19 protein-coding genes and 1 tRNA gene are annotated in these 22,727 nt (G+C 67.3%); 7 read left to right on the forward strand and 13 right to left on the reverse strand.

The window, feature by feature from the left end:
• Positions 1-19 precede the first annotated feature (19 nt).
• Positions 20-2,368, reverse strand: coding sequence for a TOTE conflict system archaeo-eukaryotic primase domain-containing protein (locus ACWDVW_RS09780; RefSeq protein WP_449946480.1), 2,349 nt, complete (start codon positions 2,366-2,368; stop codon positions 20-22).
• Between the two features lie 61 nt (positions 2,369-2,429).
• On the opposite strand from ACWDVW_RS09780, the gene ACWDVW_RS09785 reads away from it, so the two are divergent.
• The 4 genes from ACWDVW_RS09785 (at position 2,430) to ACWDVW_RS09800 (ending at position 6,811) form a co-directional block, all read left to right on the forward strand.
• The gene (locus ACWDVW_RS09785; RefSeq protein WP_449946482.1) at positions 2,430-2,741 is read left to right on the forward strand and encodes a hypothetical protein; all 312 of its coding nucleotides are present in this window, start codon (positions 2,430-2,432) and stop codon (positions 2,739-2,741) included.
• Positions 2,742-2,747: 6 nt separating this feature from the next.
• A complete protein-coding gene (locus ACWDVW_RS09790; protein WP_449946484.1) occupies positions 2,748-3,899 on the forward strand; it encodes a hypothetical protein in 1,152 nt (383 codons plus the stop codon).
• A gap of 455 nt (positions 3,900-4,354) precedes the next feature.
• A tRNA-Arg gene (locus ACWDVW_RS09795) sits at positions 4,355-4,427 on the forward strand.
• A gap of 458 nt (positions 4,428-4,885) precedes the next feature.
• Positions 4,886-6,811 carry a DNA/RNA helicase domain-containing protein gene (locus tag ACWDVW_RS09800; protein WP_449946485.1) on the forward strand — a complete coding sequence of 642 codons (1,926 nt, stop codon included), beginning with the start codon at positions 4,886-4,888 and terminating at the stop codon, positions 6,809-6,811.
• 82 nt (positions 6,812-6,893) lie between these two features.
• Here the strand turns inward: ACWDVW_RS09800 and ACWDVW_RS09805 are convergent, their stop codons facing one another.
• The 10 genes from ACWDVW_RS09805 to ACWDVW_RS09850 all read right to left on the reverse strand — a co-directional run bounded on the left by ACWDVW_RS09805 (position 6,894) and on the right by ACWDVW_RS09850 (position 14,722).
• Positions 6,894-8,273 (reverse strand): tyrosine-type recombinase/integrase, encoded by a 1,380-nt coding sequence (locus tag ACWDVW_RS09805; RefSeq protein WP_449946487.1) that lies wholly within the window; start codon positions 8,271-8,273, stop codon positions 6,894-6,896.
• Positions 8,270-8,455 carry a helix-turn-helix transcriptional regulator gene (locus tag ACWDVW_RS09810; RefSeq protein WP_018722283.1) on the reverse strand — a complete coding sequence of 62 codons (186 nt, stop codon included), beginning with the start codon at positions 8,453-8,455 and terminating at the stop codon, positions 8,270-8,272. Before ACWDVW_RS09810 ends, ACWDVW_RS09805 begins: the two co-directional genes overlap by 4 nt.
• 23 nt (positions 8,456-8,478) lie before the next feature.
• Positions 8,479-10,281 carry a replication initiator gene (locus tag ACWDVW_RS09815; protein WP_449946488.1) on the reverse strand — a complete coding sequence of 601 codons (1,803 nt, stop codon included), beginning with the start codon at positions 10,279-10,281 and terminating at the stop codon, positions 8,479-8,481.
• On the reverse strand, positions 10,278-10,955 hold the full coding sequence (locus ACWDVW_RS09820) for a DUF2637 domain-containing protein (RefSeq protein ID WP_449946489.1): 678 nt from the start codon (positions 10,953-10,955) through the stop codon (positions 10,278-10,280). The genes ACWDVW_RS09815 and ACWDVW_RS09820 overlap by 4 nt, the downstream gene beginning before the upstream one ends.
• Positions 10,952-12,334 (reverse strand): FtsK/SpoIIIE domain-containing protein, encoded by a 1,383-nt coding sequence (locus ACWDVW_RS09825; protein WP_449946490.1) that lies wholly within the window; start codon positions 12,332-12,334, stop codon positions 10,952-10,954. The genes ACWDVW_RS09820 and ACWDVW_RS09825 overlap by 4 nt, the downstream gene beginning before the upstream one ends.
• Before the next feature lie 38 nt (positions 12,335-12,372).
• Positions 12,373-12,678: a hypothetical protein gene (locus tag ACWDVW_RS09830; RefSeq protein ID WP_449946491.1), complete on the reverse strand. Its 306-nt coding sequence runs from the start codon at positions 12,676-12,678 to the stop codon at positions 12,373-12,375.
• Positions 12,679-12,771: 93 nt separating this feature from the next.
• Positions 12,772-13,200, reverse strand: coding sequence for a hypothetical protein (locus ACWDVW_RS09835; protein WP_449946493.1), 429 nt, complete (start codon positions 13,198-13,200; stop codon positions 12,772-12,774).
• Positions 13,201-13,315: 115 nt separating this feature from the next.
• On the reverse strand, positions 13,316-14,047 hold the full coding sequence (locus ACWDVW_RS09840; protein WP_449946495.1) for a GntR family transcriptional regulator: 732 nt from the start codon (positions 14,045-14,047) through the stop codon (positions 13,316-13,318).
• A gap of 37 nt (positions 14,048-14,084) precedes the next feature.
• Complete coding sequence (locus tag ACWDVW_RS09845) at positions 14,085-14,387, reverse strand: DivIVA domain-containing protein (RefSeq protein WP_449946542.1); 303 nt, start codon at positions 14,385-14,387, stop codon at positions 14,085-14,087.
• Positions 14,388-14,389: 2 nt separating this feature from the next.
• Positions 14,390-14,722 carry a hypothetical protein gene (locus ACWDVW_RS09850; protein ID WP_449946496.1) on the reverse strand — a complete coding sequence of 111 codons (333 nt, stop codon included), beginning with the start codon at positions 14,720-14,722 and terminating at the stop codon, positions 14,390-14,392.
• Between the two features lie 633 nt (positions 14,723-15,355).
• On the opposite strand from ACWDVW_RS09850, the gene ACWDVW_RS09855 reads away from it, so the two are divergent.
• The 3 genes from ACWDVW_RS09855 to ACWDVW_RS09865 all read left to right on the forward strand — a co-directional run bounded on the left by ACWDVW_RS09855 (position 15,356) and on the right by ACWDVW_RS09865 (position 19,606).
• On the forward strand, positions 15,356-16,636 hold the full coding sequence (locus ACWDVW_RS09855) for a hypothetical protein (protein ID WP_449946497.1): 1,281 nt from the start codon (positions 15,356-15,358) through the stop codon (positions 16,634-16,636).
• Positions 16,637-16,650: 14 nt separating this feature from the next.
• A complete protein-coding gene (locus tag ACWDVW_RS09860; protein WP_449946499.1) occupies positions 16,651-17,196 on the forward strand; it encodes a GNAT family N-acetyltransferase in 546 nt (181 codons plus the stop codon).
• A gap of 628 nt (positions 17,197-17,824) precedes the next feature.
• Positions 17,825-19,606, forward strand: a complete 1,782-nt coding sequence (locus tag ACWDVW_RS09865) for a pentapeptide repeat-containing protein (protein ID WP_449946501.1) — start codon at positions 17,825-17,827, stop codon at positions 19,604-19,606.
• Between the two features lie 608 nt (positions 19,607-20,214).
• Here ACWDVW_RS09865 and ACWDVW_RS09870 read toward each other — a convergent pair.
• Positions 20,215-21,408 (reverse strand): hypothetical protein, encoded by a 1,194-nt coding sequence (locus ACWDVW_RS09870; protein WP_449946503.1) that lies wholly within the window; start codon positions 21,406-21,408, stop codon positions 20,215-20,217.
• Between the two features lie 395 nt (positions 21,409-21,803).
• Positions 21,804-22,712, reverse strand: coding sequence for an ImmA/IrrE family metallo-endopeptidase (locus ACWDVW_RS09875; protein ID WP_449946544.1), 909 nt, complete (start codon positions 22,710-22,712; stop codon positions 21,804-21,806).
• Positions 22,713-22,727 lie beyond the last annotated feature (15 nt).

A 22,727-nucleotide genomic window follows, 5' to 3' on the forward strand; every position in this document is an offset into this window, starting at 1 on the left:
CCAGCCAGATCGGATGCACTCATGTTCTGGTGAACCCGAGGGCCCGGTATCCGGGCATGCGGCGTGGGAGTGAGGCGGCGAGGATGGGGGCGGCCGGGTCGTGGTAGTCGTGGACCTCGGCGAGTTCCTTGCCGGGTGCGGCGCGGATGACGCGGCCGGCGCATTGGACGAGCAGGCCGTCGTAGGAGATCGGGCCGGCGAGGAAGAGGGTGTCGAGGGCGGGGGCGTCGAAGCCTTCACCGATGAACGGTGTGGTGCCGATGACGAGCAGGCCGTCGCCGGGCTTGGCGCCACTGAGCCGGTCAACGATGGTCCGCCGGTCGCGGGTGCTCATCGCGCCTTGGAGCACGAGTGGCTGGTGTCCGCGCGCGGCGAGCAGAGCGGTGAGGGCCTCGACCTGGGCGACCCGCCGGGTCAGGACGAGACAGTTGCGCCCGCGGGCCAGGGCTGCGGCGACATCATCGGCGATCTGGGTGTTGCGTGGCTCGTCGAGGGCCAGCCTTCGGTGTACCTCGGCGAGCGCGCCGGGCGCGTCCAGGTCGACGTCGCCGGGCTGGAAGGTGGTCTCGCGGAGGAACAGCGCTCGTCGGGGGCCGGCGTCGGCGTGCATCGCTGCCGCGAGGGTGCCCTGTTCCTCGTCGGTCAGGGTGTGGCGGACGGGTCCGAGTTGCCAGGTGACGAGTTGGCCGAGGCCGTCGCGTCGGGTGGGGGTGGCGGTGAGGCCGAGCCAGAACTGCGCGGCGATCCGTTTGACCGAGTGCTCGTATGCGGCGGCGCCGAGGTGGTGGCATTCGTCGACGATGACGTGCCCGTACCCGTTGGTCAGGGTGGCGAGGTCGTCGCGCCGCGCGAGGGAGGGCAGCAGCGCGATGTCCACCGTGCCGGTGAGCTTGCGTCGGCCGCCGCCGAGTTGACCGGGCTTGATGCCGAGGAACTGTTGGATGCGGGTGCGCCACTGGTCGGCGAGGGCCTTGCGGTCGACGAGGACGAGGGTGGAGGTATTGCGTTCGGCGATCACGGCGCAGGCCATGACGGTCTTACCGGAGCCGGGTGGGGCGACCAGGATCCCGTCGTCGTGGGCGAGAAGTGCGCCGACCGCGGTGGCCTGTCTGCTGGTGAGTTCGGCGGTGAACCCGATGTCGATCTCGGTGCCGGAGCTTCGTGCGTCCGTGACTGCCAGCCGCGATCCGGCGCGTTCGACGATGGTGGCGATGGTGTGCCGCAGTCCCCGCGGGAGTAGCAGGCGGTCATCGAGGGTGAGGTCGTAGCCCTGGATGAAGCGGGGTGTGTCCCAGGTGGACTTGCGGAGTCGTTGCAGCTCGTAGAACTTCGGGTTCGCCATGGCGGCGGCGTGCTTGAACGTCGCCAGCGCGGCGGGGGTCAGCTGCCTGGCGTCGATGCTCAGCCCGGCACCTGCCTCCGCGTGGACCACCGGAGGTAGCGGTGGATGGACCTGGGTCGCGGCGGACCGGCTCATCGTGGCGAGGTCAGCACCGGTGACGGCTTGCTTCGCTTGCCGGGCGACGTGTTCGGCGTCGCCGGGGCTGAGCCGGTCCAGCGTCGACAGGAACGCCCACTGGTCCGCGTGCGGCTCGAGCGTGCCGAGGTCGAGAAAGGTGGTCAGTCCGTCCTTGCGGCGGCGTCCCTGCAGGGGTGCGGCGATGAGGTTGCCGAAGCCACCCTCGGGCAGGACTTCCTGGTTGGGGAAAAGCCGATCGTACGACCGCAGATCCATCGACCCGCGCAGCACCATCGCCTCACGCAGCAGGACCGTGCCGACGGCCCGCCCCGTGGCGGCCGGGACCGCGCCGGTGAAGAAGACCCACACGTGGGCGCCGCGGCCCGACTGGGAGATCTCCAACGCGGCCGGCACCGCGCTGGCTCGCGCCGCCTTCACGTACGCGAGGGCGTCGAGCATCGCCGTCGGCCCGTCGAAGTCGGCCACGACGAAGTGGCAGGTGTTGCCGGGCATCAGTGGGTACAGGCCCATGAACACGTCGCCGACCAGATGCGCCGCGACGACCTCCGTCGCGCGGGGCAGGTAGGCGGCACCCCGCCGGTCCATACCCTTACGCCAGCCACCGGCTACCGCGGGCATCCACCCTGCAGCGCCGGTACGGGCGTTGTCCCACCGCACGGCGTACACGTCGGCCCGGGCTCGGAACCGGTCGGCGAACAACGCCAGCTTGTCCTGCGTGGGCGACGCCATGGTGACCAGCCCCGGCGGCTCCACCGGCGCGGACAACTGCTCCGGCGCCGCAGACGTGTCCTGGCCGCGCAGCTCCAGCAGACGCGCCAGCCGGGCGTTCTCCGCCCGTAACCGCTCCACCTCCCGCCGAAGATCGACGAAATCGGCCACCGAACCCATGCCGACCATCCTCGCGCACCAGGCTCCGAACTCCCCGACACCGGTCCGCTAGCCTCCGCGGATGGCATTGAAGGAAACCGCCGCGCTGGAGGCGATGATCGAGGAAGCCACCGTCGACGCGTACGGCGACGACGAACAGCTCGCCGGCCTGTTCACCATGATCGAGGAGCATCTGGTGGTGCCGTTCACCACCACCGTCCTCGGCGTCGAGGTGACCGTGCGCAAGGTCGACCTGACCGCGGAGAGCATCGTCGCGGTCTGCGCCCGAGGCCGCCACCAGCAGAGAATCGATCTCCTCGACCTGCCGCTACCCACTCCCGCGCCGGACGGTGCCGGGTGGATCGACGCCTACCGGCACTGGGCCAGAGGGTAGGCCGCGATGAGCGAGTACCAGTACTACGAGTTCACTACCGTCGACCGGCCTCTCAGCGACCGGGAGCGGGCCGCGCTGCGGTCGCTGTCCACCCGAGCCGACATCACCGCCTCCAGCTTCGTCAACACCTACGAGTGGGGCGACTTCAAGGGCGACCCCCGCACACTGATGGAACGATACTTCGACGCGCACCTGTACCTGGCCAACTGGGGAACCCGCCAGCTCATGCTGCGGCTACCGAAACACGTGCTCGACCCCGCCACCGTCGCCCGGTACTGCCAGGGTGACAGCGCATCCGTGTGGACCGCCGGCAAGCACGTCATCATCGACCTCCACGACGAGGACGAGGACGGCACCGACGAGTGGGACCTCGACGGCCACGGCCTACTCACCTCGAGCATCCCGGTCCGGGCCGGCCTCGCCGCCGGTGACCTGCGCCTGCTCTACCTGGCCTGGCTGCGCTGCGTACAGTCCACCGAGATCGCCGACGACGAGCCCGAACCGCCCATCCCCGCCGGACTGAACACCCTCGACGCGCCCCTCACCGCCGTCGCCGAGTTCCTGCGCATCGACCCCGACCTGATCACGGCCGCAGCGGCCGGCTCGCCGCCGGCCGCCTCCGGTGAACCGACCGCAGCGCAACTACGAACCTGGGTCGCCGGGCTACCCGCTCAGGACAAGGACACCATCCTGACCGACCTGATCACCCGAGGCGACAGCCACCTACGCAGCCAACTGCTACGCCGCTACCACGACGAACACCGCACCGATGCCCCCGCCCCGGCAGCCACCCGCACCGCCGGGCAACTGCTCGCCACCGCCGCGGAGTTGCGCGCCGAACGGGAACGACGGGACGCCGAGCAACGCGAACGCGACCGGATTCGCCGCGAACGGTCCGCTGCGGCAGCACGGCAACGACACCTTGACACCCTCGCAGTCGACCAACCCGCCGCCTGGCAGCGGGTCGCCGAACTCATCGCCACGAAGAAACCCCGCGAGTACGACACCGCCGTTCAACTCCTCGTCGACCTGCGCGACCTCGCTGAACGAGACGGAGACAGCACATCGTTCCGAAATCGCCTGGCCGAGCTACGGACGGTGCACGCCCGCAAGCCCAGCCTGCTCGAACGCCTCAACCGCACAGGTCTCGAAACCTGACGCATGGTTCCCCGCTGACCGTCGCCAAGGTGCGACGAGGATCGTGGAGGGCCGGTGCGGCGTGCCAGCGTGACGCCCCAGACAGTCGACGCTGGCGGAGGTGCGCTCCAGGCGTCCGTCGGGACCCGCAACCGGACATCGAACCGCGTCGTTTGGCGGGGTGGACCCGGAGGGTCGGGTGACTGTATGGGTGTGTGCTGCCGATGTCATGGCCAGCTTGGAGTAGGACGCCCCGGCCCTCGCTGATGACCGCTGTATCAGCACTGGATGGAGACTCCGCAGCCGGTGACCGTAGGTGAACGGCGTCGCGCGACCGTGGCCGCCGGCGACGGTCGCACCGGTCGGCCCGGCGATGTGTGGTCGGTGTGTGATCCGCTGGTGGCGGTGCCAGCGGATCACCCCGGGAGCTTCCTGCGGTACGCTGACAGCCGCCGCCGAGCGGCGTTGATCGTCCGGCCCTCGTAGCTCAGGGGATAGAGCATCGGTTTCCTAAACCGTGTGTCGCAGGTTCGAATCCTGCCGGGGGCACCTCGAAGATCAGCAACAACGATCGCTGAGCTGCGGGTACGTCTCTGCGTCGATTGATCGACCTATGCAGCCGGATGCCACCCTGAGCCGCCGTTTGCAGCCGTCCGTGCAGAGTACGTGCAATGATCTTGACGGCTCGAAGGAGACCGTTTGCCCAGCTCGGCGACCTCCGTCGAGCGCCTGTAGCCGCGTGGCGTCTGGCAGGATCGCGGCCGTGATGACCGCGAAACCGGCGCCGCCCGACCCCGCTGAGGTGGAGGACCGCTTCGTGGCAATCCTCGACGGCGGCCGGTCGCCTGACGAGGTCGACCGCGGGGTGGTAACCCCTTGTCGGGCCATTCACTGGATGGGATGCTGCCCTCTGCGATCGTGTTCGATCGAGAGGTCCCTAGCTGCGGGTGCCACGGTGTTTGGCTGCGGCGGGATTCCAGCTGACGTCGGGCGAATGGACTCTTGTAGTGGCAACGGGAAGCGCGTGGGCGCCGCTGGAAGCATACTGGCCCGCCGAGGAACTGGTGCGGAGCCGCGATCGGTTGGTCGGAAAGATCGAGCAGTGCTACCGCGAGGCGCATCCGCGGGGGTTAGATCCGTCCAGAGGCGATGTGGAGTCGTGGCGGGAGAGCCTCTACGAAGTTGCGACTGCCCTCGTTGACTCCGGCCTTGGCCAGGTGTGGATGTTCGTCGAGTACCGCGTGGATCCGGCGATGAGTCCCGTTGACGTCGTCCTCGCGGGTCGGCATCCCGTGGATGGCTTGAGCTATGCCGCGATCGAGCTGAAGCAGTGGAGTGTCGTCGAACGGCCTCACGCATCAGCACCCGACTGTGGTTTGTGTGCGTCCAACGGCGGCGGGTACCTGTGCAGGCGATGCGCCATCGATCGGGTCTATGTTCCGAATTACGGGAAACATAAGAAGCACCCGGCGATCCAGGTGCGAGACAACCTCACGTCGATCCGTAGGCACCACAGCATGTTCGACGACCGCTACGTCACCCTCGTCGGCGCGTCCTATCTGCACAACCTGAAGCACCAGGACGCCCAATGGATCAGCAGGGTTGCTCCGTGCCAAGGGATCCCGACCTTCACCGCCCGGCAGCCCTCCGACCTCCGGGCGTTTCTGAAGAGCCACTTCAGCGCCGCGCCGGGCGAGGCGGCGGCGCAGGCACTTCTCGAGCGGCGGCGTTTGAACTCGCTACTCGCGGACGAAGCGGGTGCCATCATCAGCGGATATTCGCGGTTCAGCCTGGTGGAGAACCAACTACAAGCCGTCAATGACGTCATGAGCTTGGTCCGGGAAAGGGCCTCGTCCGGCGCGAAGAGGGTCTTCGTCGTGAGCGGCCGAGCGGGCAGTGGGAAGTCTCTTGTCGCGCTCACCCTGCTGGGCGAAGCGCTCGGGGAAGGCTACGAGGCGCGGTATGTGTCAGGCGGGATCGCCTCACGCGAGACCTTCAGGCGTGCGTCCAGGGGGCGTGGTGCCGCCTTCGAGACGCTGAACAGGATCGCCGATCGCCACGCTGCCGATGAGCTGGATCTCATCCTGTGCGACGAGGCGCACCGGCTCACGGAGCGTCCGATGACCGGCTCCTTCGCCATGCGTCCGGGTGAATCGTCGATCTCAGTGGTTGTCACCCGTGCCAGGGTGCCCGTCTTCTTCATCGATGGAGACCAGCGCCTCTTCGCTGAGGAGATCTGGTCCCCCGAGGCGCTTGTTCATGAGATCCAGCGCCTAGGGGCGGAGGTCGTTCCCGTGACGTTGGATCGCGTCTTGCGCGCAGTGGGAAGTGCAACGTACGACACGTGGATCCAGCGCCTGATGGCTGGTGATCCGGTGCGCTGGAACCCCGACGCCGACTCGGATCCGGAGCCCTTCGAGCTCTACTACGCCGACAGTGGTGCTCAGATGGAGAAGTTCCTGCAGGGCAAGGAGGCTTCGGGTGCCAGCGCACGGATGAGTGCTGGGATGTGCTGGGACTGGACCGATGACACCGGGACCTTCCCTGACGTGACGCCGGAGGAGGGCTGGGCCCGCCCTTGGAACGCCGGTGACAACCACAAGACTCCCGGCGTGCCGAAGCGCCGTTATTGGGCGACCGAAGCCGGGGGCTTTGGACAGATCGGGTGTGTCCACACCGCACAGGGCCTCGAATATGACTGGGGTGGAGTGATCCTGGGCCCCGACCTCACCTGGCGCGAGGCTGCCTGGAGGGTGCACCGCGAGCACGTGCGGAGCAAAGCCAGCCGAATCCAGGACGACGAAGAACTGTCACGCGCCATCCGTAACGCCTATGGCGTCCTCATGACTCGGTCCCTGCGCGGTACGGTGATCTATTCAGTCGATCCGGCGACCAGGCAACTCTTCGCTGACCTAGGGGTCCCGAAGGTCTGAGGCCTTTCTCGAGGAGTTCATACGGAACGCCATCTTGTTGTGGTTGCTGCCGCGGACAATTATCGATCAGCAAGCCGAAAACTCAACTCAACGCCGCCTCGATCCGTTCGTTCATTCGGCTGCGGTCCCCGTCTAAGCACTTCGCGTACACCTTGAGCAACACGTCGACCGAATGCCCGGCGCGCTGCGCGACCTCGGGCGCCGGCAGCCCGGCGTTGAGCCAGAGCGACACCCCGGCGTGCCGCAGGTCGTAGGGACGGCCGGCCAGGGGAGAGGCCACCCGGTCGGGGGTCAGGCTCAGCGTCCGCGCCTCCTCCCAAACCCGTGAGTACGTCGACGACGCCACCACGTTGCCCCGATCACTGCGGAACAGCCGCCCGTCGGCACCGACGCCGAACCGGTCGATGTGCGCGTGCAGGATCGCCACCAGCTCCGGCGGGATCGGCACCTCCCGCGCTTCGGTGTCGCCCCGGTGCTTGAGCCCGCGATCGTCGTGCACCTCGCCGCTGTCGGTGTAGCGCTTCCCGGCCGCCGGCCGCGACTTCTCCACCGTCAGCAGGCCCCAGCCGGTGGCCGGAAGATGGCAGTCCCGCTCCCGCAAGCCCAGCGCCTCACTTGGCCGCAGCGCGGCGAAGTAGAGGCAGGCGTAGAAGGCGACCAGGCGCTCACCGCGCCGGCCGTTCTTGCCGCGCCGGCCGACATACGTCACCCCGGTCAGCAGCTCCCGCGCTTGGCGGATGTTGACCACGACCCGGCGATCCACCTCCCCGGCCACCTTCCGCCAGCTCGACCGGACCCGCAGCTTGTCGACCGGGTTGAAGTCCAACAGCTCCAGCTCGACCGCGTACTGAAGGACGTTGTAGAAGACCGAGCGCCGTCGCCTGGTCGTCGACCCTGCCGCCGGCCGCCCGTCCAACGTCAGCCCGAGAGTGTCCAACGCCGGACGTACCACCGCGGCCTCAGCCAGCGCCGACATCGGCAGGGACGCCTTCTCGAGCCACCGCAGCGCAGCAGCGATGTCCGCCGGCCGGTCGAGTTGTCGAGACGCGGGCGGAAACTCCCACTCCCGCAACGCTCGCCGCAGCAGCGCCGGGTCCGGCTGCCCGGCCAGGTCGCGCACCAGCACAACCGTCGCGGTCGCCAGCGCATCCGTCGTACTCTCCCGGGACTTGGCCGCCGCGCCCGGCCACTTCATGTCGAGGTACCGGCGGACGAAGCTGAGCCAGCTCACCGACTCGATCGGCGCCATCATCGACTCAGGCAACCCCGAGTCGCCATCGAACGCCTCGCCCCGGTTCGCGGCCTGCATCAGGTCAGACCGGAAGTTGTCCGCCAGCGCCCGGGTGCCGAACGTCCGCGACTTCGGCCCCGTCCCCACCACCCACCGAACGGTGTACGACTTCTTACGGCCCGTCAGCGCGTTGACCTGAATGCCCCGGATCCGGACCTCGCGCGACTTCACGCCGCCTCCCGGTGCTGCTCCAGCCACGCCCGCAGGTCCCGGCGCTCAATGCGCAGCTCACCGTTGGGCAGCTTGATGCATTCCGGGGCGATGCCCAGCTCACGCCAGCGATAAAAGGTCCGCCTCGACACTCCGTTGAGGACGGAGAGGACTTCCGGAACGGTCAGCAGCTCACTTTCCATGAGGGGTTCTGTCCTCCAGATGGTCAGGCAGCAGGGGAGAGGGGAGCAGCAGTGGCCGACACCGCGCCGGTTGTTCGTTGCCGTGCTGTGTCGAGGTCTGCGCGCCATCGGATGCGTGCGGAGATGGCGCGCAGGAGTCGGTGCTCCAGGGGCGGCACGTCCGGGTCTTCGGGTCGGGCGAGTTCGAACCGGTAGCGGTTCGGCCCGTCTGCCTCGTCGGCCGCCTGTTCGTGTTCTTCGGTGTCGGCCATGCCGCCCGCGAGGATCGCCCGCACCCAGGCCCGGTTGTCGGCGCGGTGGTCAGCGAGGGTCTTCCCGGACCACTGTCGGGAGACGAGGACGCGGCGTCCGGTGAAGCCGAGGGTGGAGCGTTGGTGGACCTTCCCGGTGCACCGCCCGGGGGTCAAGCCCGCCTTGACGCCATCCGGTTGTACTCCGTAGAGCAGCCAGTTGGCACAGGTCGGCGAGCACGGGAGCACGGACAGTTCGGCGTGGAGCCGGTCGAAGTGTGCCTTCTGCGCGTCGGAGCGGGGCTTGGCCTGGTCGGTCAGGTCCTTCGTGACGTACTTGGTCACGTACCGGATGGACCGCTCCGCATCCTTGGTGCCCTGCTCGATACCCCGGGCGTCGATCCGGCCGAGGCGGGCGACGTAGGCGGGCCGGGCGTCGGGTTCCTCCAGGGCGTCGAGCGCTTCACCCCACGTCGGTAGCGGCTCGCGGGTTTTCGGGTCGATGTATGCCTGTTGGTCGACGTCCCAGACCGGCGGCTTGTCCACCGGATAGGTCGGCTCGTTGAAGGGTGGCCACCACACCTGGTGGTAGGTGGCGGCGGCGATCTGCTTGAGCAGGCGACGCGGAAGGGTGCCTCGGATGGCGAAGTGGGCGTGTGGGGCGAGTCGGCGTTGCAGTTCGACGGCTCCGGCGTATTGGACGTTCCAGCCGGCGGCCCGTCGCACGTTCTGCCACCACCTGTCGAGGACCCGGGCGAAGTGGATCGCGTCGAGGGCGGCCCGCCGGTAGTCATACGACTGTGGGTCGACCGGGGTGCCGAGCACGTCGTCATACGGTCCGTGTCGTTGACCGCACTCGCATGGGGCGATGTAGGGGCCGCGTCGCAGGTGGGAGTGCACCGGCCCGTGAGAGCCGAGGGTCAGGGTGACGAGCATCGACGGGCGGTGGGTCTTGCCGGTCTTGCCGGAGTAGGCCCGGCCGACGGTGCGGGGGTCGACGGGCAGGCGGGGTAGGTCGGGTGAGTCCTGACGCCGCCGGGTGGACCGTTTGCGGCGTGGCCGGTCGTCGCGGTCTTTGGGGGTGAGGTGCCCGCGCAGGCTCGTTTCTGCGAGCGCTTCGTCCAGTTCGGCGATGGCGGCGTCTATTTCGGTCAGGTGGGTGACGCGCTCGTCGGGGGTCATCGGTTGGTACTGCACCGCTTCCCGTTCGAACTCCAGATGCGCCCGCACCCGCACCAGCGCGAGTACGTCTTCCCCTGGCTCGTCGGGGCGTATGGCGGGTTCGTCGGCGAGGTGCCACCCTTCCCTAATCTGCTGGATTCGCAAGCGCCTACCGCGCTCCGCGCACGGCCCGCACTTGACGGCGAGGGTGGCGCCGCAGGGCACCTCCACGACCTCGGTCACGCCGGTGGCGGTGTCGGTACGCCGGAGGGCGAGGGGTCGGACGCAGACGCCGTTCTGTTCGGCGAGCTGCTTGAGCGCGTCCTTGGCGAGCGGCTTGCGCAGTCGGTCGGCCCGCGACCCCGGCCGAGGCCGCTCAACGGCCTCCGCGTTGGTGGCCGGGGTTGTGGTGGGGATGAGTTCGAGTTGGCTCACCGGTCACCCTCCCCGGTGGGGGTGCCGTTGCGTGGGGTGAACGCCGCCGCAGGGACGGGCACCAGCCCGGGACGCCGCTCGATCGACGGCACCGGCCGCAGAACCGCCGGACGAGGCTGCTCGCCATCGACATCCCGGACGACGGTCGCCGCCTGGTCGTCGTTGATGCGCTCCGACAGGGTGCCGCCTCCGGCCGCCTGGTCGTCGTTGAGGGGCACCGGCACTTCGTCGGGTCCAGTCGGCACGTCAGCGCGTCGCTCGTCACCCGGCTTGGCGACAGGTGTCGGGACGGGTGCGGTGGAGAAAACGAGCTTCGACAGGCCGAGGAATGCCAGCGCCGGAACGGCGGACAGCAGCCAGCCGGACAGACCAGGCTTGGCTACTGCGAGTTGTGCGGCCAGCGACAGCGACACGGCGCAGACGAGCAGGAACATCGGGTAGCCGATGGGGCCGCCGGTGCGGCGGCGTTGGCGGATGGTCAGCAGCGCGGCCAGGGGTAGGAGTTCGGAGATGGCGGCGTTGGCCCAGCCGAACCAGTCCCCCGTACCGGCAGGCGAGTTCGCCATCGTCCAGTCATGCACATGCGTGAACGACGCCGCCCCGGCGAGCCCGCCGACGATGAGGACGATGAGGACCAGGACGACGCCCTCTATCCGGTGCGAGTTGGTCTTCACGCCGTCACCTCCTTCTCGTTGGCGGGGTGGTCGAGGTGGCGGTAGGTGCGGCCGAGGGAGCGGATGTCGTCGTCGGTGAGGTAGGCGAACCGCACCCGGACGGGTTCCCGGACCCCGTCGAGGACCACGAACCCCACCCCCGGCTGTGTCTCCGGTATCCGGTCGCAGAGCGCGCCTCGGTCGCGGGCAGCGTCGCCGAGGACCATGTCCACCTGCTCCGGTTCGGTCAGCCGCAGACCGATGCGGGTCGGGAACAGGTCGCGGAACGGCAGCACGTCCTTGCGCGGGTCCTGCAACGCCGCGACGACGTGCACCCCGACCGCGCGGCCCTGGGAGAGCAGGAGGCCGAGAGACTCCTTGATCCGGTCCCGGACCTTCCGATCCGTGATGTACGCGGTCAACGCCGCCAGCTCATCAATGACCAGGACCAGCAGCGGTTCCTCCACCGTCGGCACATGCTGGCGGGTGACCCCGCGCAGCCGGGAGGCGCGTAGCCGCATGCGCTTGACCGCTTCGTCGAGGACGCCGGCCATGCCGTCGGGGTCGTCGTAGGCGAACCGGGCGAACAGCGGCACCCCCGCCGCCAACTCCATGCCGCCCTTCGGGTCGAACGCCCACACCTCCACCAACCCCGACCGCACACCACCAGCCAGAGAGCGGATCAGCGACCACAACACCGAGCCCTTACCCGCACCAGTCGCCCCCGCGATCAACACATGCGACCCGGCCAACCGCAGCCGATACGGCTCACCGTCCTCCCGCAGACCGAGCGGCAGCCCGCCCAGGTCCGGCACCTCCGCCACGGGCAGCGGTGCGACCATGTCGGAGAGGGGGTCGCGGCGCATGAACCGGACCACCACCCGGTCAGGACGGTTTGTGGAGCGGGCTTGCCCGGTGTGCTGCCGGAACGCATAGGCGAGACGCTCCGCCGCCTGACCCCAGTCGTCGGGGATCTGGCCGGGAAGCATGCGGACGGTCAGTTCGTCGCCCCAACGGTCACAGCGCACCTTGACCAGCCGAGGTACGTAGCGGTCACCGCCGAACGCGGTCGCCAGGCCGCAAGTCGCCATGACCGACGCCCAGCGAGGCCGGTACACCACGAGCGCACGGATCCGGGCGACGAGCGGGTACCAGCCGAACCGCAGCCACGACGCCGGGTGCCATCGCCACCAGCCCAAGCAGCCGGCCGCCACGGTGGTGACGACGCCCGCCAGGACCAGACCGCCGAACTCGGCACGTACCCACAGCGCGAGACCGGTAGGGAGGGTGAGCCACCAGTAGCGAACAGCCAGGACGGTCAGGCGGAGCAGGCCCCGGGCCAGCCACCAGAACACCAGCAGCCAGCCCGGCACCCGCCACGCGGGAAGACGCACGTTCATCGGCGCTACGGGGATCTTGTCCCCCGGGATGACGTTGATCAGAGGCACACGCCACCGCCCTGACCACGCCGGCCCCGGCCACGGCCGAGAGTGGTGATGCAGGGCCGGCAGGACATGCGCCGCAGGTCGAACCGACGCGGCTTCACCCACCGGCGGCAACGCGGGCAGCGAATGGCGTAGACCACGCCGGAAGCCGGCGGCAGCCGCAGCACCGACCGGACAACGGCCTCCACCTCCCGCAGCGCGTGCCGCAAGTCGGCCACGCGGGTACGGACCATCAGGAGTAGGGCCCCGACCAGCAGCGGCACGGCCGCGATCAGGGCAGGGTGAACTACGGTGGGCATCACGCCCTCCTTCATCTGACGAGGGATGGGAGAGCGCGGGACGGGCCGGGACTCTTGGCGGGGAAACGACCCGCCCCGCGCGACACACAGCGATCAGGCCGCCGCCGAACCCGGCGACGACGACGCCGGCCGCAACGCCGACGCCCGCAGCGAATACGCCATCCGCGACCGGCAATCACCCGACGAGCGGCCCGGCTTGCACCGCTGCGAATCCACATACGGCGTCAACGTCAGGCCCTCGAACTCCACCGCAGGCGGATAACCCGGCACCGTGGACGCAGGCGGCACCGGCTGCTGCGCCGCCACCACCTTCACCTTCACCTCAGTCGACCGACCGAACTTCCCCGCCTCCGGGTCCAGGTCCATCACCCGCACCACCCACACCCGCTCCCCAGACTCCTTATCCCGCGCCTGGTTATCCGCCTCACCACGCCGCTCAAAGTCGATCTGCGGCGACACACCCAGGCAGAGCGCCCCGGCGGGGAAGACGTACTCGGACGGGACCGGCACCTTCAACGTCATCGGAACCAACGCACGACCTCCAGAGCCATGAAGCCAACTCAACCAGTTGACTTGTTAAGTTGCATCAAAAGTAGGCGCGGCCAACTCGACTTGTCAAGTGATGTATCGAGTGGTGTCAGTCGAGCGGATAGACGTCTTCGAGATCGTGCCGACGGGCCGGCAGCAGCAGATCCACGGCCAACAGCGGCTTGCCGAAGCGGTCGCAGACGGACAGCAACACCGTCAGGACCGGATCGCTTTCGCTGACCTGCAAGAGCTTGGCCTCATCGGCGTCGGGGAGACGCGCCGAGATCCGTTCGCTGACGTGGTCGAAGCGCACCCGCTTGCGTGACGCGACATGCCGAAGCAGCCCTTCCGGGAGCACGTCGCTACCGCCGACGCCCGTGCCGTCGGCCAGGTCGGCAGGAAGGAAGGCGGTACCGAGTTCGACCGGCCCGAGCCCGTCCACGGTGATCACGCGGCGTCGCGCGACGACTGACGTTCCGGGCTCGATCCCGAGCGCTACCGCCGCCCTGGAGGGAGCGGGCACCTCACCGGCAGCCAGCAGGGTGGAGCCGGCTCGTTCGTCGTCCTCCAGGACTGCGAAGCGGCGTTCGCGCTGCCGCTGGTCGGCCCCACCGGGCCGGCCGAGGGAGAAGCGCCCCTTGCCTTGTCGACTTTCGATCCAGCCGTCCTGACGCAGCAGGTCCAGCGCCCTGACGACGACCGGCCTCGACGCGCGGAACTCCCGCACCAGATCGGTCTCGCTGGGCAGCATCGAGCCGGGCGGGTACGTGCCGTCTTCGATGCGTTGCTGCATCGCGTTGACGATCACGACGTACTTCGGCGGCGCAACTTCGATCGGCACCGGCTCACCCCAGACGACAACTCAGCTTGTCAACAGGCTATCTGCGCTGCTCAGGTTCTGTCCAACGTCCCGCGTTGGCCATCGGACCCGGCCTGGGCGCGAAGCCGCTCTGCCAGTCCCTCAGCGCACTCTTCAAGCGTGCGTTCTCCGCACGTAGGCCCGCTTCCACGCCATCGCGGGCGGTCAGCTCGTCGACGACGGCGCGCAGGAAGCCGTACACCTGCTCTTCTGCCAGGCCCCGCCGCCCGAACCTGGTGCGACGAAACCGAATCTGCTTTACCTGATCCGGACAGAGCCGCGCCAAGCGCGACGCAGCCCGGAAGACGCCTACCGAATGCATGGTCACCGCAACCTCCTTGGAGTTGAGACCGCCGTAGGTGCCTTTCGATTCGCCCCGCTCCGGCCGGCACGGCCTGGCAGGGTGGGTGGTGTGCGTCGGTTGACGGGAGCGGCATCCGGGGCGATCAGCTTCAAACCGGCGCGCTGCACGAAGATCTCTCGCCGGTCCACGGCGTTGCCGGCCCGGTCGAGCGCGTAGCCGAGGAGCCACACCCAGCCGTCGTACGTCGTCCAGTCATGGACCTTGATGACCCGGAAGATCAGTGACCGGCTGCCGCCGAACTGCACCGACGCATCGACACCGACGTGCAGCACGTCGCCCGGCCTTGGGTCCATCACCGCCCGCCCTCACGCACACTGTGGATGGGCACCGAAGCAGGCGGGCTCTGGCCACGACCGACACCGCCGCCTGCCTGCACCTGCTCCGGTGCCCTGCTCAGGACGCAGCCGCTACGACAATCGCCGCCGATCGCGTCTGCCTACCGGTGCCGGCGCAGTCCGGGCAGCTCCGTCGTTGCAGCCGGCTCGGATCACTCGGCGCGCGAAGAGAACGCCGAGGACTGGCCATCTTCCAGCCCCGCCCCTCACAGCCCGAACAGGCCACGAGCAACGACGAGGCATGACACGGTCCCCGGCGCGAGCGGCCCCCGTCCACGCACCGAAGGATCCGAACGCCGCTCCCCGCCACGACCGCAGCGGACTCGGTACCGGCACGAGCGACCCGGTGCCCTGTCGGCCCGTGCACCTGCGCGGCCTGTACATGCACAATTGCGGTGGGTGAGACGTCCATGGTGGAGATAGAACACCCGGTCACGGAGACCGATCGAGGACCGAATCAGCACCTCTGGTGGACATCGAGCGGACACCATGAGGACCTGCGTTGAGTTCAGGACCTCCGACAGGCGAGCGTGGAGATAGCCCATCAGGAAGGCATCGACGATGGCCCGAGACCGCCGCGAACCTCGCACCGTGCTGGAGCACCTGATCCAGCAGAGCGACCGCACGTATGAGGAGCTGGCCGACGAGTTCAGCCGCATGGACCCTCGCGCGGCGATCAGCGCCCGGCACCTCGGGCGTCTTGCACGCGGTGAACGGGACCTGACCTCATCGACTCCCGCCACCCGGCGCGCGTTGCAGGCCATGTTCGGCACAACCGTCGACGAGTTGCAGCGTCCCTGGGCACCTCACCAGTTGACCCCTGCGCCGGGCCGACAGCTCATTGTCGAGCCCTTCGGCGCCGGCCCGGAAAGGAATCTCCTCACCATGGCCGCACAACGCGCACGTCAGTACGCCATGCTCGCCGCCGAATCCACCTCACCGGCGGCCATCACCCAGCTCACCGAAGACGTGCAGCGCCTCGCCCTGGCCTACCCGCAACGCCCGGTCAGCCAGATCCTGCCGGACCTGGTCGAGACCCAGGACACCCTGTTCACCCTGCTCGAACGTCGCCAACAGCCGGCCCAGTCGCGGGACCTGCACTTCCTCGCCGGAATCACCAGCGGTCTACTCGCCAAGGTCTCCCACGACATGGCCGACCCGCACTCCGCGATGCTGCAAGCCCGTACCGCCGTCCTCTGCGCCGACCAGGCCGCACACCCCGGACTGCAAGCCTGGCTGCGCGGTCTCCAATCACTGGTCGCCTACTGGGCCGGTCGGTACGCCGAAGCGGTCCGCTACGCCGAAGCCGGACGCGAGTTCGCCACCCAAGCCGGCGGCACCTCCGCCGTCTGGCTACCCGCCAGCGCCGCCCGCTCCTACGCCGCACTCGGCAACGCCGAACACGCCAAGGCCGCCATCCACGAGGCCGAAGACGCCTGGTCCCGGGTACGCCCCGACGAGATGGACGAAATGGGCGGCATCTGCACCTTCAACCAGCCCCGCACCCTCTACTACGCCAGCGACGCCCTTGCCTGGCTCCCCGACGAAGCCGCCACCACCGAGCGCTACGCCCTGCAAGCCGTCCAGGCGTACTCCGACCGCTACGACCCCGCATGGGCCTTCGGCGACCAGGCCGGCTCACACACCAACCTCGCCATCGCCCGCGTGGCCAGCGGCGAACTCGACGCCGCCGAAGACGCACTCACCCCCGTGCTCGACCTCCCCGCCGACCAGCGCATCAACGGCATCGTGCACTCCGTCCGACGCGTCCACCAAGCCATCACCCGCGCCGGCCACGCCGACGACGCCCGCGACCTCATCGACGGCATCGAACACTTCACCCACACCCCCGCCAACGCACTACCCCGATAAGGCACCATCAGCGCATGTACCCGATCACCATCCCCGGCCGCGTCATCACGCTTCGCGATATGCGACCCGGTGACGCGGCCGACGCCTTGGCAATCATCGGCGACGACCGCGTCACCCACTGGCTCTCCTTCGACAGCCGCGACCACGCCGCCGCCGTCGCCATGATCGAAGGTGCAGTGACCCGGGCACAGCTCAACCCCCGCACCGAGTACTACCTAGCCGTAGCCGATACGGAAGACCGCATGATCGGGTTCGCCCGCCTCGGACTCACCGGCCACCAGGCCGCCAAACTCGGCTACGCCATCAACGCCGACCACTGGGGCCACGGCTACGCCACCGACGCTGCCCGCACGATCATCGGCTACGGCTTCCGAGAGCTGGGGCTTCACCGCATCACCGCCGCCATCGGCCCCGACAACGCAGCCTCCATCGCCGTCGCCAAACGACTCGGCATGCAGTACGAAGGCCGACTCCGCGACCACGTCTACACCAACGGTGCCTGGCGCGACTCCCTGCTCTACTCCATCCTCGCTCCGGAGTGGAACGCCACCCCAGGCTGACCGCCCGTCAGCACCGCTCCACCATGCGCGAACCGGCCCCGATCAAGCCGCCGGTACGATCGCCGCCATGCGCGACGCCGACACGCCGCCGCAGGAACCCGCCGAACGCCCCAGTACCTCGGGAACTACGCCTCTCCAGCGAGCGACGCTTATTCGAGCTGCCGCAGCCGAGGTGTACGAACGCGTGCAAGAGTGGCGAAACTCGGCCAATTGGCAAGGCACACCCATAAACGCTCACCGGTATCAAACAACGGGGCGTGTAGTCGACGCCCTTGACCTGCTACCCGAGCCGGTCACTATGGAAGACCTTAGAGGTTTCCTCGCTGCTGTCCGGCCTCTACTCGTTGAGTGGCGACCGAGCCGGCCAGGTCCCGAACAACAGATCTTCGCAGCGGTTGAGCGCCTTCGGAGAGCGTGCGAATAGGGCAATGAACCGTGCAAAGCTTCTACACATTCGCCAAAGCGGCACCGGTAGTGCGCCGCTTGTGGCAGGTCGACAGAGCGCGGGGCCGGTCGCTTCGCGTGTGCTTCGCGCCGGCCGCGCCCCGGTGCCCGTCGACGGGCACGAGACGGGTTGTCGTGTACGGGCACGATTCGCAGTGTGACGAGACGGTTGAGTGTCGCCTTGATGGCGGTCGGCGGGTCGGTTCTGCTGTCGGTCCCGCTGGTGATGGTCCCCTGGTCGTGGTGGGGTGTCCTGGCTTCCTGGTGGCCGGTGCTAATGCCGGTTGCAGCAGGCTTGGCGGCGCTGGTCGTGGGGGTACTGCTGTGGCTGCGCGACGGCGTGAAGCACGAGGTGTCTGCCGCGCCGATGCCGCCGGATCGGCAGGTGCGACCCTTACGGGCGTGGGTGATCCCGGCCGGGGTGGTCCTGGTGGGACTGGTCACCTGGGCCGCGGTCGGTTGGTTGCAGGGTTCGGTGCCGGCGGTGGGCGACCAGTTGGAGCGGGCGAAGTTGCGGCTGGAGTCCATCCGGACCGGCTTGACCGTCGGCGCGTCGGTGACCGCCGCGTTCGCGCTGCTGCTGGCGTTTCGCCGGCAGCAGTTGGCAGAGCGCACCCAGCAGGCCACCGAGTACGACGCCGGGGAGAAACGCGTCACCGAGTTGTACGTCAAAGCCGCCGACCAGCTCGGCGCGGCCAAGGCCCCGGTCCGCTTCGCCGGCCTGTACGCCCTGGAACGCCTCGCCCAGGACAACCCCGCCCACCGGCAGAGCATCGTGGAGGTGATCTGCGCCTATCTACGCATGCCCTACACTCCACCGGACGACCAACCCACCCCGGAACCCGAAGACCAACTACCCGCGGGCGGCCCCACTCTAGCCGCACCGAAGGGAGCCACCGGTGACAGCGACAAACCCGCTGTGGATCCCCGGGAAGAACGCCAGGTCCGCCTCGCCGCCCAACGCATCCTCGCCCGCCACCTACGACCAACAACCCCACAAGAAAAACTCGACCCCTCGTATTGGGGCCCGAGCGTGACGCTCGACCTCACCGAAGCCGTTCTCATCGACCTCGATTTCATCGGCTGCCATCTCCATAACGTCACCTTCACCGACACCCACTTAATCGGCAGCACCAGGTTCGACGGGGCGACGTTCACCGGCGACGCCGGATTCGACAAGGCGACGTTCACCGGCGGCGACGCAAGCTTCGACAAGGCCACGTTCACCGGCGGCGACGCAAGCTTCAGCGAGGTGACGTTCGGCGGCGACGCCTGGTTCGGCGAGGTGACGTTCGGCGGTGACGCTTGGTTCGACGAGGTGACCTTCACCGGCGACGCCAGTTTCCGCGAGGCGACATTTAGCGGCAACGCCTGGTTCGGCGAGGCGACGTTCGGCGAAATCGCAGGGTTCGGCGAGGCGACGTTCCGCAGCTACGCCAGTTTCCGCGAGGTGACGTTTAGCGGCGAGGCCGGGTTCGTCGGGGCGACGTTCGGCAGCGACGCCGGGTTCGACAAGGCGACGTTCAGTGGCACCGCCAGGTTCGAAGAGGCGATGTTCAGTGGCACTGCCGGGTTCGACAAGGTGACGTTTACCGGCGGCGACGCCGGGTTCGACAAGGCGACGTTCAGCGGTGACGCCAGGTTCATCGGGGCGACGTTCGGCGGAATCGCCTGGTTCGGCGAGGTGACGTTCGGCGGCGATGCCGGGTTCGACAAGGCGACGTTCAGCGGCGATGCCTGGTTCGGCGAGGCGACGTTCGGCGAAATCGCAGGGTTCGGCGAGGCGACGTTCCGCAGCTACGCCAGTTTCCGCGAGGTGACGTTTAGCGGCAACGCCGGGTTCGTCGGGGTGACGTTTAGCAGCGACGCCGGGTTCGACAAGGCGACGTTTCGCGGTACCGCGAGCTTCGACGGGGCCACCCTTGCCGGGAGCACGTACGACGGGCCGAAGCCAGTTGCCGAATAGGCCTCTATCAGATCAAGCGCGCTCCGCGCGGCGCGGGCCGGGCGCGGTAACCGGCTCCTGACGGAGCCGCCGCCCCGCCCGCCTTCGGCGGCGGGGCGGTAAGTCAGCCGGCCCGAACGCCACGCCCGCCCCGCGCGTCACCCGTGGCTCCGTGAAGGGAACCGGTGACGAGTCCCGGAGGTCGACCGAGACCAGGACGACAACGTCCTACCTGACATCACGGTTCAGCCTCACGAACGGGAACTGCGGACCGGTCGACGGCCGGGCCGGGCGAGTTGCCGAACGGAATCACGCCGACCGCTCACGGGTCCCAGGTGAGGAAGAGGTGAGGGTGTGGAAGGGGGCGGAGGGCGGGACGGGGTTGGGGCTAGAGATTGTGCCTCCGGCGGGGGCCAGACGACTCCGGGATGGAGTTGCCGAACGGTTGCGGCTGTGGGTGGTAGTGGTTGAGGGATGCCATCCCGTCCACCGCCGACCCAGGCAAGCCGAGCAGACCAGGGCCAGGGTGACAAGGTCGTACGTCCAGTAGGGCGCTCCACCTTGTCACCCTGGCCCTGGCCCGCTCCACGATGTGTGGGTCGGCGGCAGACGGGATGGCAAAGAGGTGGCTAAGGCTCGCCCGGTGACTTCCGTGAGTCGAATCCCATGCGTCGCCAGGCTTCGCGAACTGGCTGCAAGCTATTGGCGAAACTGGTTTCGGTTACATCGATCGGGTCGCCATCAAACTCAATCCTCTTCCCGATGCGCCGGTAGAAAGAGAGGAGTTGCCGCCTATTGCCATAAGCATCCTCCGCGATTACAGACAGCGCCTCACGTCGGTCGGTTTGTAGCTCGGGACGGATCAAAAATCCCTGCTCGTCATGAACAAGCTGACCCTGCCACGTATCTCCAATTTCTATGAGGCCGTCTATTCCGCTTCGTTCAACTGTAGCTGCCAGTTCGCGCATCATGACCATCTTATCTGGCCTGTCTCGTGCCTCTAGCGCCTCGTTAGCGACCTGCCTATTTCCTTTGTACAAGAGGATATACCAGCCGTGCCACCCATCCTTCTTCAAGATCTTCCGGGCGTTGCTCATGCACCAATCGGCTAGGGCAGTGACTGAATCCCAATTTTGCGGGGGTGGATCAGAAAGGCCATACCTATTAAGGGATCGGTTCATCTGTTTCACGCTCGGCGAGAAGGAGTACCGAGTCCCGCCAACATGGGTGGCCCCGTTGGATAGCTTCAATCGGTTCACCGCGTAGTCAGTGGGAACCATGCATGGAAGCCTGCCATGAGGGAGGCCGGCAACAACGAGGAATTCGTCCTCTGTGTACTTAAGCGCCAACCCTCGTTCGATCCCGAGCTTCTTATGTAGATCGTCCAGCATGACAGCCATCACGCCGAACGCCTCAGCGCAGGCATCCGCCAGCTCGCGATCAGGCAAAGCCTGGTCAACCCACCGACGAGTTATTTCTATGTAGCCTTCCCTGACAAAAAAGTCAGGAAGGTTCGCGAACTCCTGTACTTGCTCCTTAGTTGTGCTAGACGGGGGAACGTCGACGGACAGCTTGAGAGCTTTACTTCCCTCCGGTCCGAGTGCGGCAGCAAGGCCCTCGGGAGGTTCTCCCGACCAATAGGCGGTGATAAGCGAGGCGTTCGCTTCGGACTTTGCATCCAGGTCGCCCTGCTTTACCACTCTGTTCCGCGACTCAACAACCCACCTCATGACGGGGTTGGCGCGCATCTTCTCTTGCCATGGCCCGTACCAGGAATCGAAATCCTTAATGTTGGATTTCTCAGACTGGAGGATAAAGGTCACGTTGCGCAAGCTCTGAACTAGCGTGTTCAGTTCCCTCCGGAAGTGCCGAGGGTGGTGATACTCGCGCGTTAGGGAATGCCATTGGTCGTGGCAATCCTGCATCCGGTTGTGTGTGCTAGGGATCGGGCAGTTTGCCTCATTTGGCAGCTCCCCTGCTCCGCGGACTTCGCCTACCAAGTACCCGCTCGGGGCGCGATGCCGCTGCTTCTTGCGCTTGTTGCCGGGCCTCGGAAACTTCACACCACCAGTATCTGATGCATCGTCAAGAGATTCAACGGGCATCAGTCGGAACTTTAGGGTAGGTAGCTAGTCCGGCAGCCGAGTTGCAGCCGAGGATCATCGGACAGCAGAAGGAGTGCGGGTGCGGCGTCACAAGTGCCCACCGTGGGTCACCGTTATTTGACGAGACGGAGATGGCCCGTCACTGCTGGTGCGGACTGGCCTCCGCCATCAATTGCCGAGACTGCAAGCCCGAAGACAAGGGAGTCGACCTCTTGCTCGTGAACTTTGAGCTCCTGTGCGATTTTGCGCGATCCCCATCCATCTTCACGAGCCATTTTGAATAGCTCACGAAGGAGAGTTGAACCCTCCGCAGGGCCACCGCCTGGCTCAGCGGACCTAAATCCACGTTGGGACAGGTCCACCATCCAAGACCGTCGAGTCCACTCCGAAATGATGCGAAGCTCATACAAGCGTTGGGTCATTGCGACAGCCGAAACTTTCCAGTATCGCTTGAGTATAAAGATGTCATTGAAGGTTGGGTGCCCCTTGAGTTGAGCGCGCAACCCGTCTTCGGGAACCAGGAAGTTTGCAGCGAAGTCATGGGCCTCTAGCTCGTACTTGCGATCGCGCTTGGTGAAGATTCCGCGGTGCAGGATCAGATGACCAAGCTCATGTGCCAGATCGAAGCGTAGTCGCTCGGCGGACTTTGATGTGTTGAGGAATACGAACGGACGCTTCTCGCGCCAGAATGAGAAGGCGTCAACCTCTCGGTCTGTCGAAGGCAACGAGAACAGGCGGACACCTTGGCGTTCGAGGAGGCTTGCCATGTTCTTGATCGGTGTATGGCCGAGGTTCCATGCAGCTCGTACTCTGGCGGCGGCGGTGCGCGGGTCCTCTACGTAGGTCTCATTCAATTCAGGCAAGCGAGCGTCTGGAGTGTCGTAGTGCTGGTCCATCCAGTTGCTGAGCTGACAAGCCAGCGTGGCGGAGGCCAAAACGCGATGAACTTGTCGAGCTGACATGGTGGAGAGAGCGCGGAAACTGACCGACTCCTTGCAGACGGCTGAGACATCGTCAGCCATGAAGAAGTCGATCGG

The sequence above is a fragment of the Micromonospora sp. NPDC003241 genome, from assembly GCF_053589795.1.

What these genes read in the sequence shown, in the direction of transcription:
- ACWDVW_RS09780 (WP_449946480.1), bottom strand. Translation starts at nt 2,368, where the DNA reads ATGGGTTCGGTGGCCGATTTCGTCGATCTTCGGCGGGAGGTGGAGCGG.
- ACWDVW_RS09785 (WP_449946482.1), top strand. Translation starts at nt 2,430, where the DNA reads ATGGCATTGAAGGAAACCGCCGCGCTGGAGGCGATGATCGAGGAAGCC.
- ACWDVW_RS09790 (WP_449946484.1), top strand. Translation starts at nt 2,748, where the DNA reads ATGAGCGAGTACCAGTACTACGAGTTCACTACCGTCGACCGGCCTCTC.
- ACWDVW_RS09810 (WP_018722283.1), bottom strand. Translation starts at nt 8,455, where the DNA reads ATGGAAAGTGAGCTGCTGACCGTTCCGGAAGTCCTCTCCGTCCTCAAC.
- ACWDVW_RS09825 (WP_449946490.1), bottom strand. Translation starts at nt 12,334, where the DNA reads ATGAACGTGCGTCTTCCCGCGTGGCGGGTGCCGGGCTGGCTGCTGGTG.
- ACWDVW_RS09830 (WP_449946491.1), bottom strand. Translation starts at nt 12,678, where the DNA reads ATGCCCACCGTAGTTCACCCTGCCCTGATCGCGGCCGTGCCGCTGCTG.
- ACWDVW_RS09835 (WP_449946493.1), bottom strand. Translation starts at nt 13,200, where the DNA reads ATGACGTTGAAGGTGCCGGTCCCGTCCGAGTACGTCTTCCCCGCCGGG.
- ACWDVW_RS09845 (WP_449946542.1), bottom strand. Translation starts at nt 14,387, where the DNA reads ATGCATTCGGTAGGCGTCTTCCGGGCTGCGTCGCGCTTGGCGCGGCTC.
- ACWDVW_RS09850 (WP_449946496.1), bottom strand. Translation starts at nt 14,722, where the DNA reads ATGGACCCAAGGCCGGGCGACGTGCTGCACGTCGGTGTCGATGCGTCG.
- ACWDVW_RS09860 (WP_449946499.1), top strand. Translation starts at nt 16,651, where the DNA reads ATGTACCCGATCACCATCCCCGGCCGCGTCATCACGCTTCGCGATATG.
- ACWDVW_RS09865 (WP_449946501.1), top strand. Translation starts at nt 17,825, where the DNA reads ATGGCGGTCGGCGGGTCGGTTCTGCTGTCGGTCCCGCTGGTGATGGTC.
- ACWDVW_RS09875 (WP_449946544.1), bottom strand. Translation starts at nt 22,712, where the DNA reads ATGGCTGACGATGTCTCAGCCGTCTGCAAGGAGTCGGTCAGTTTCCGC.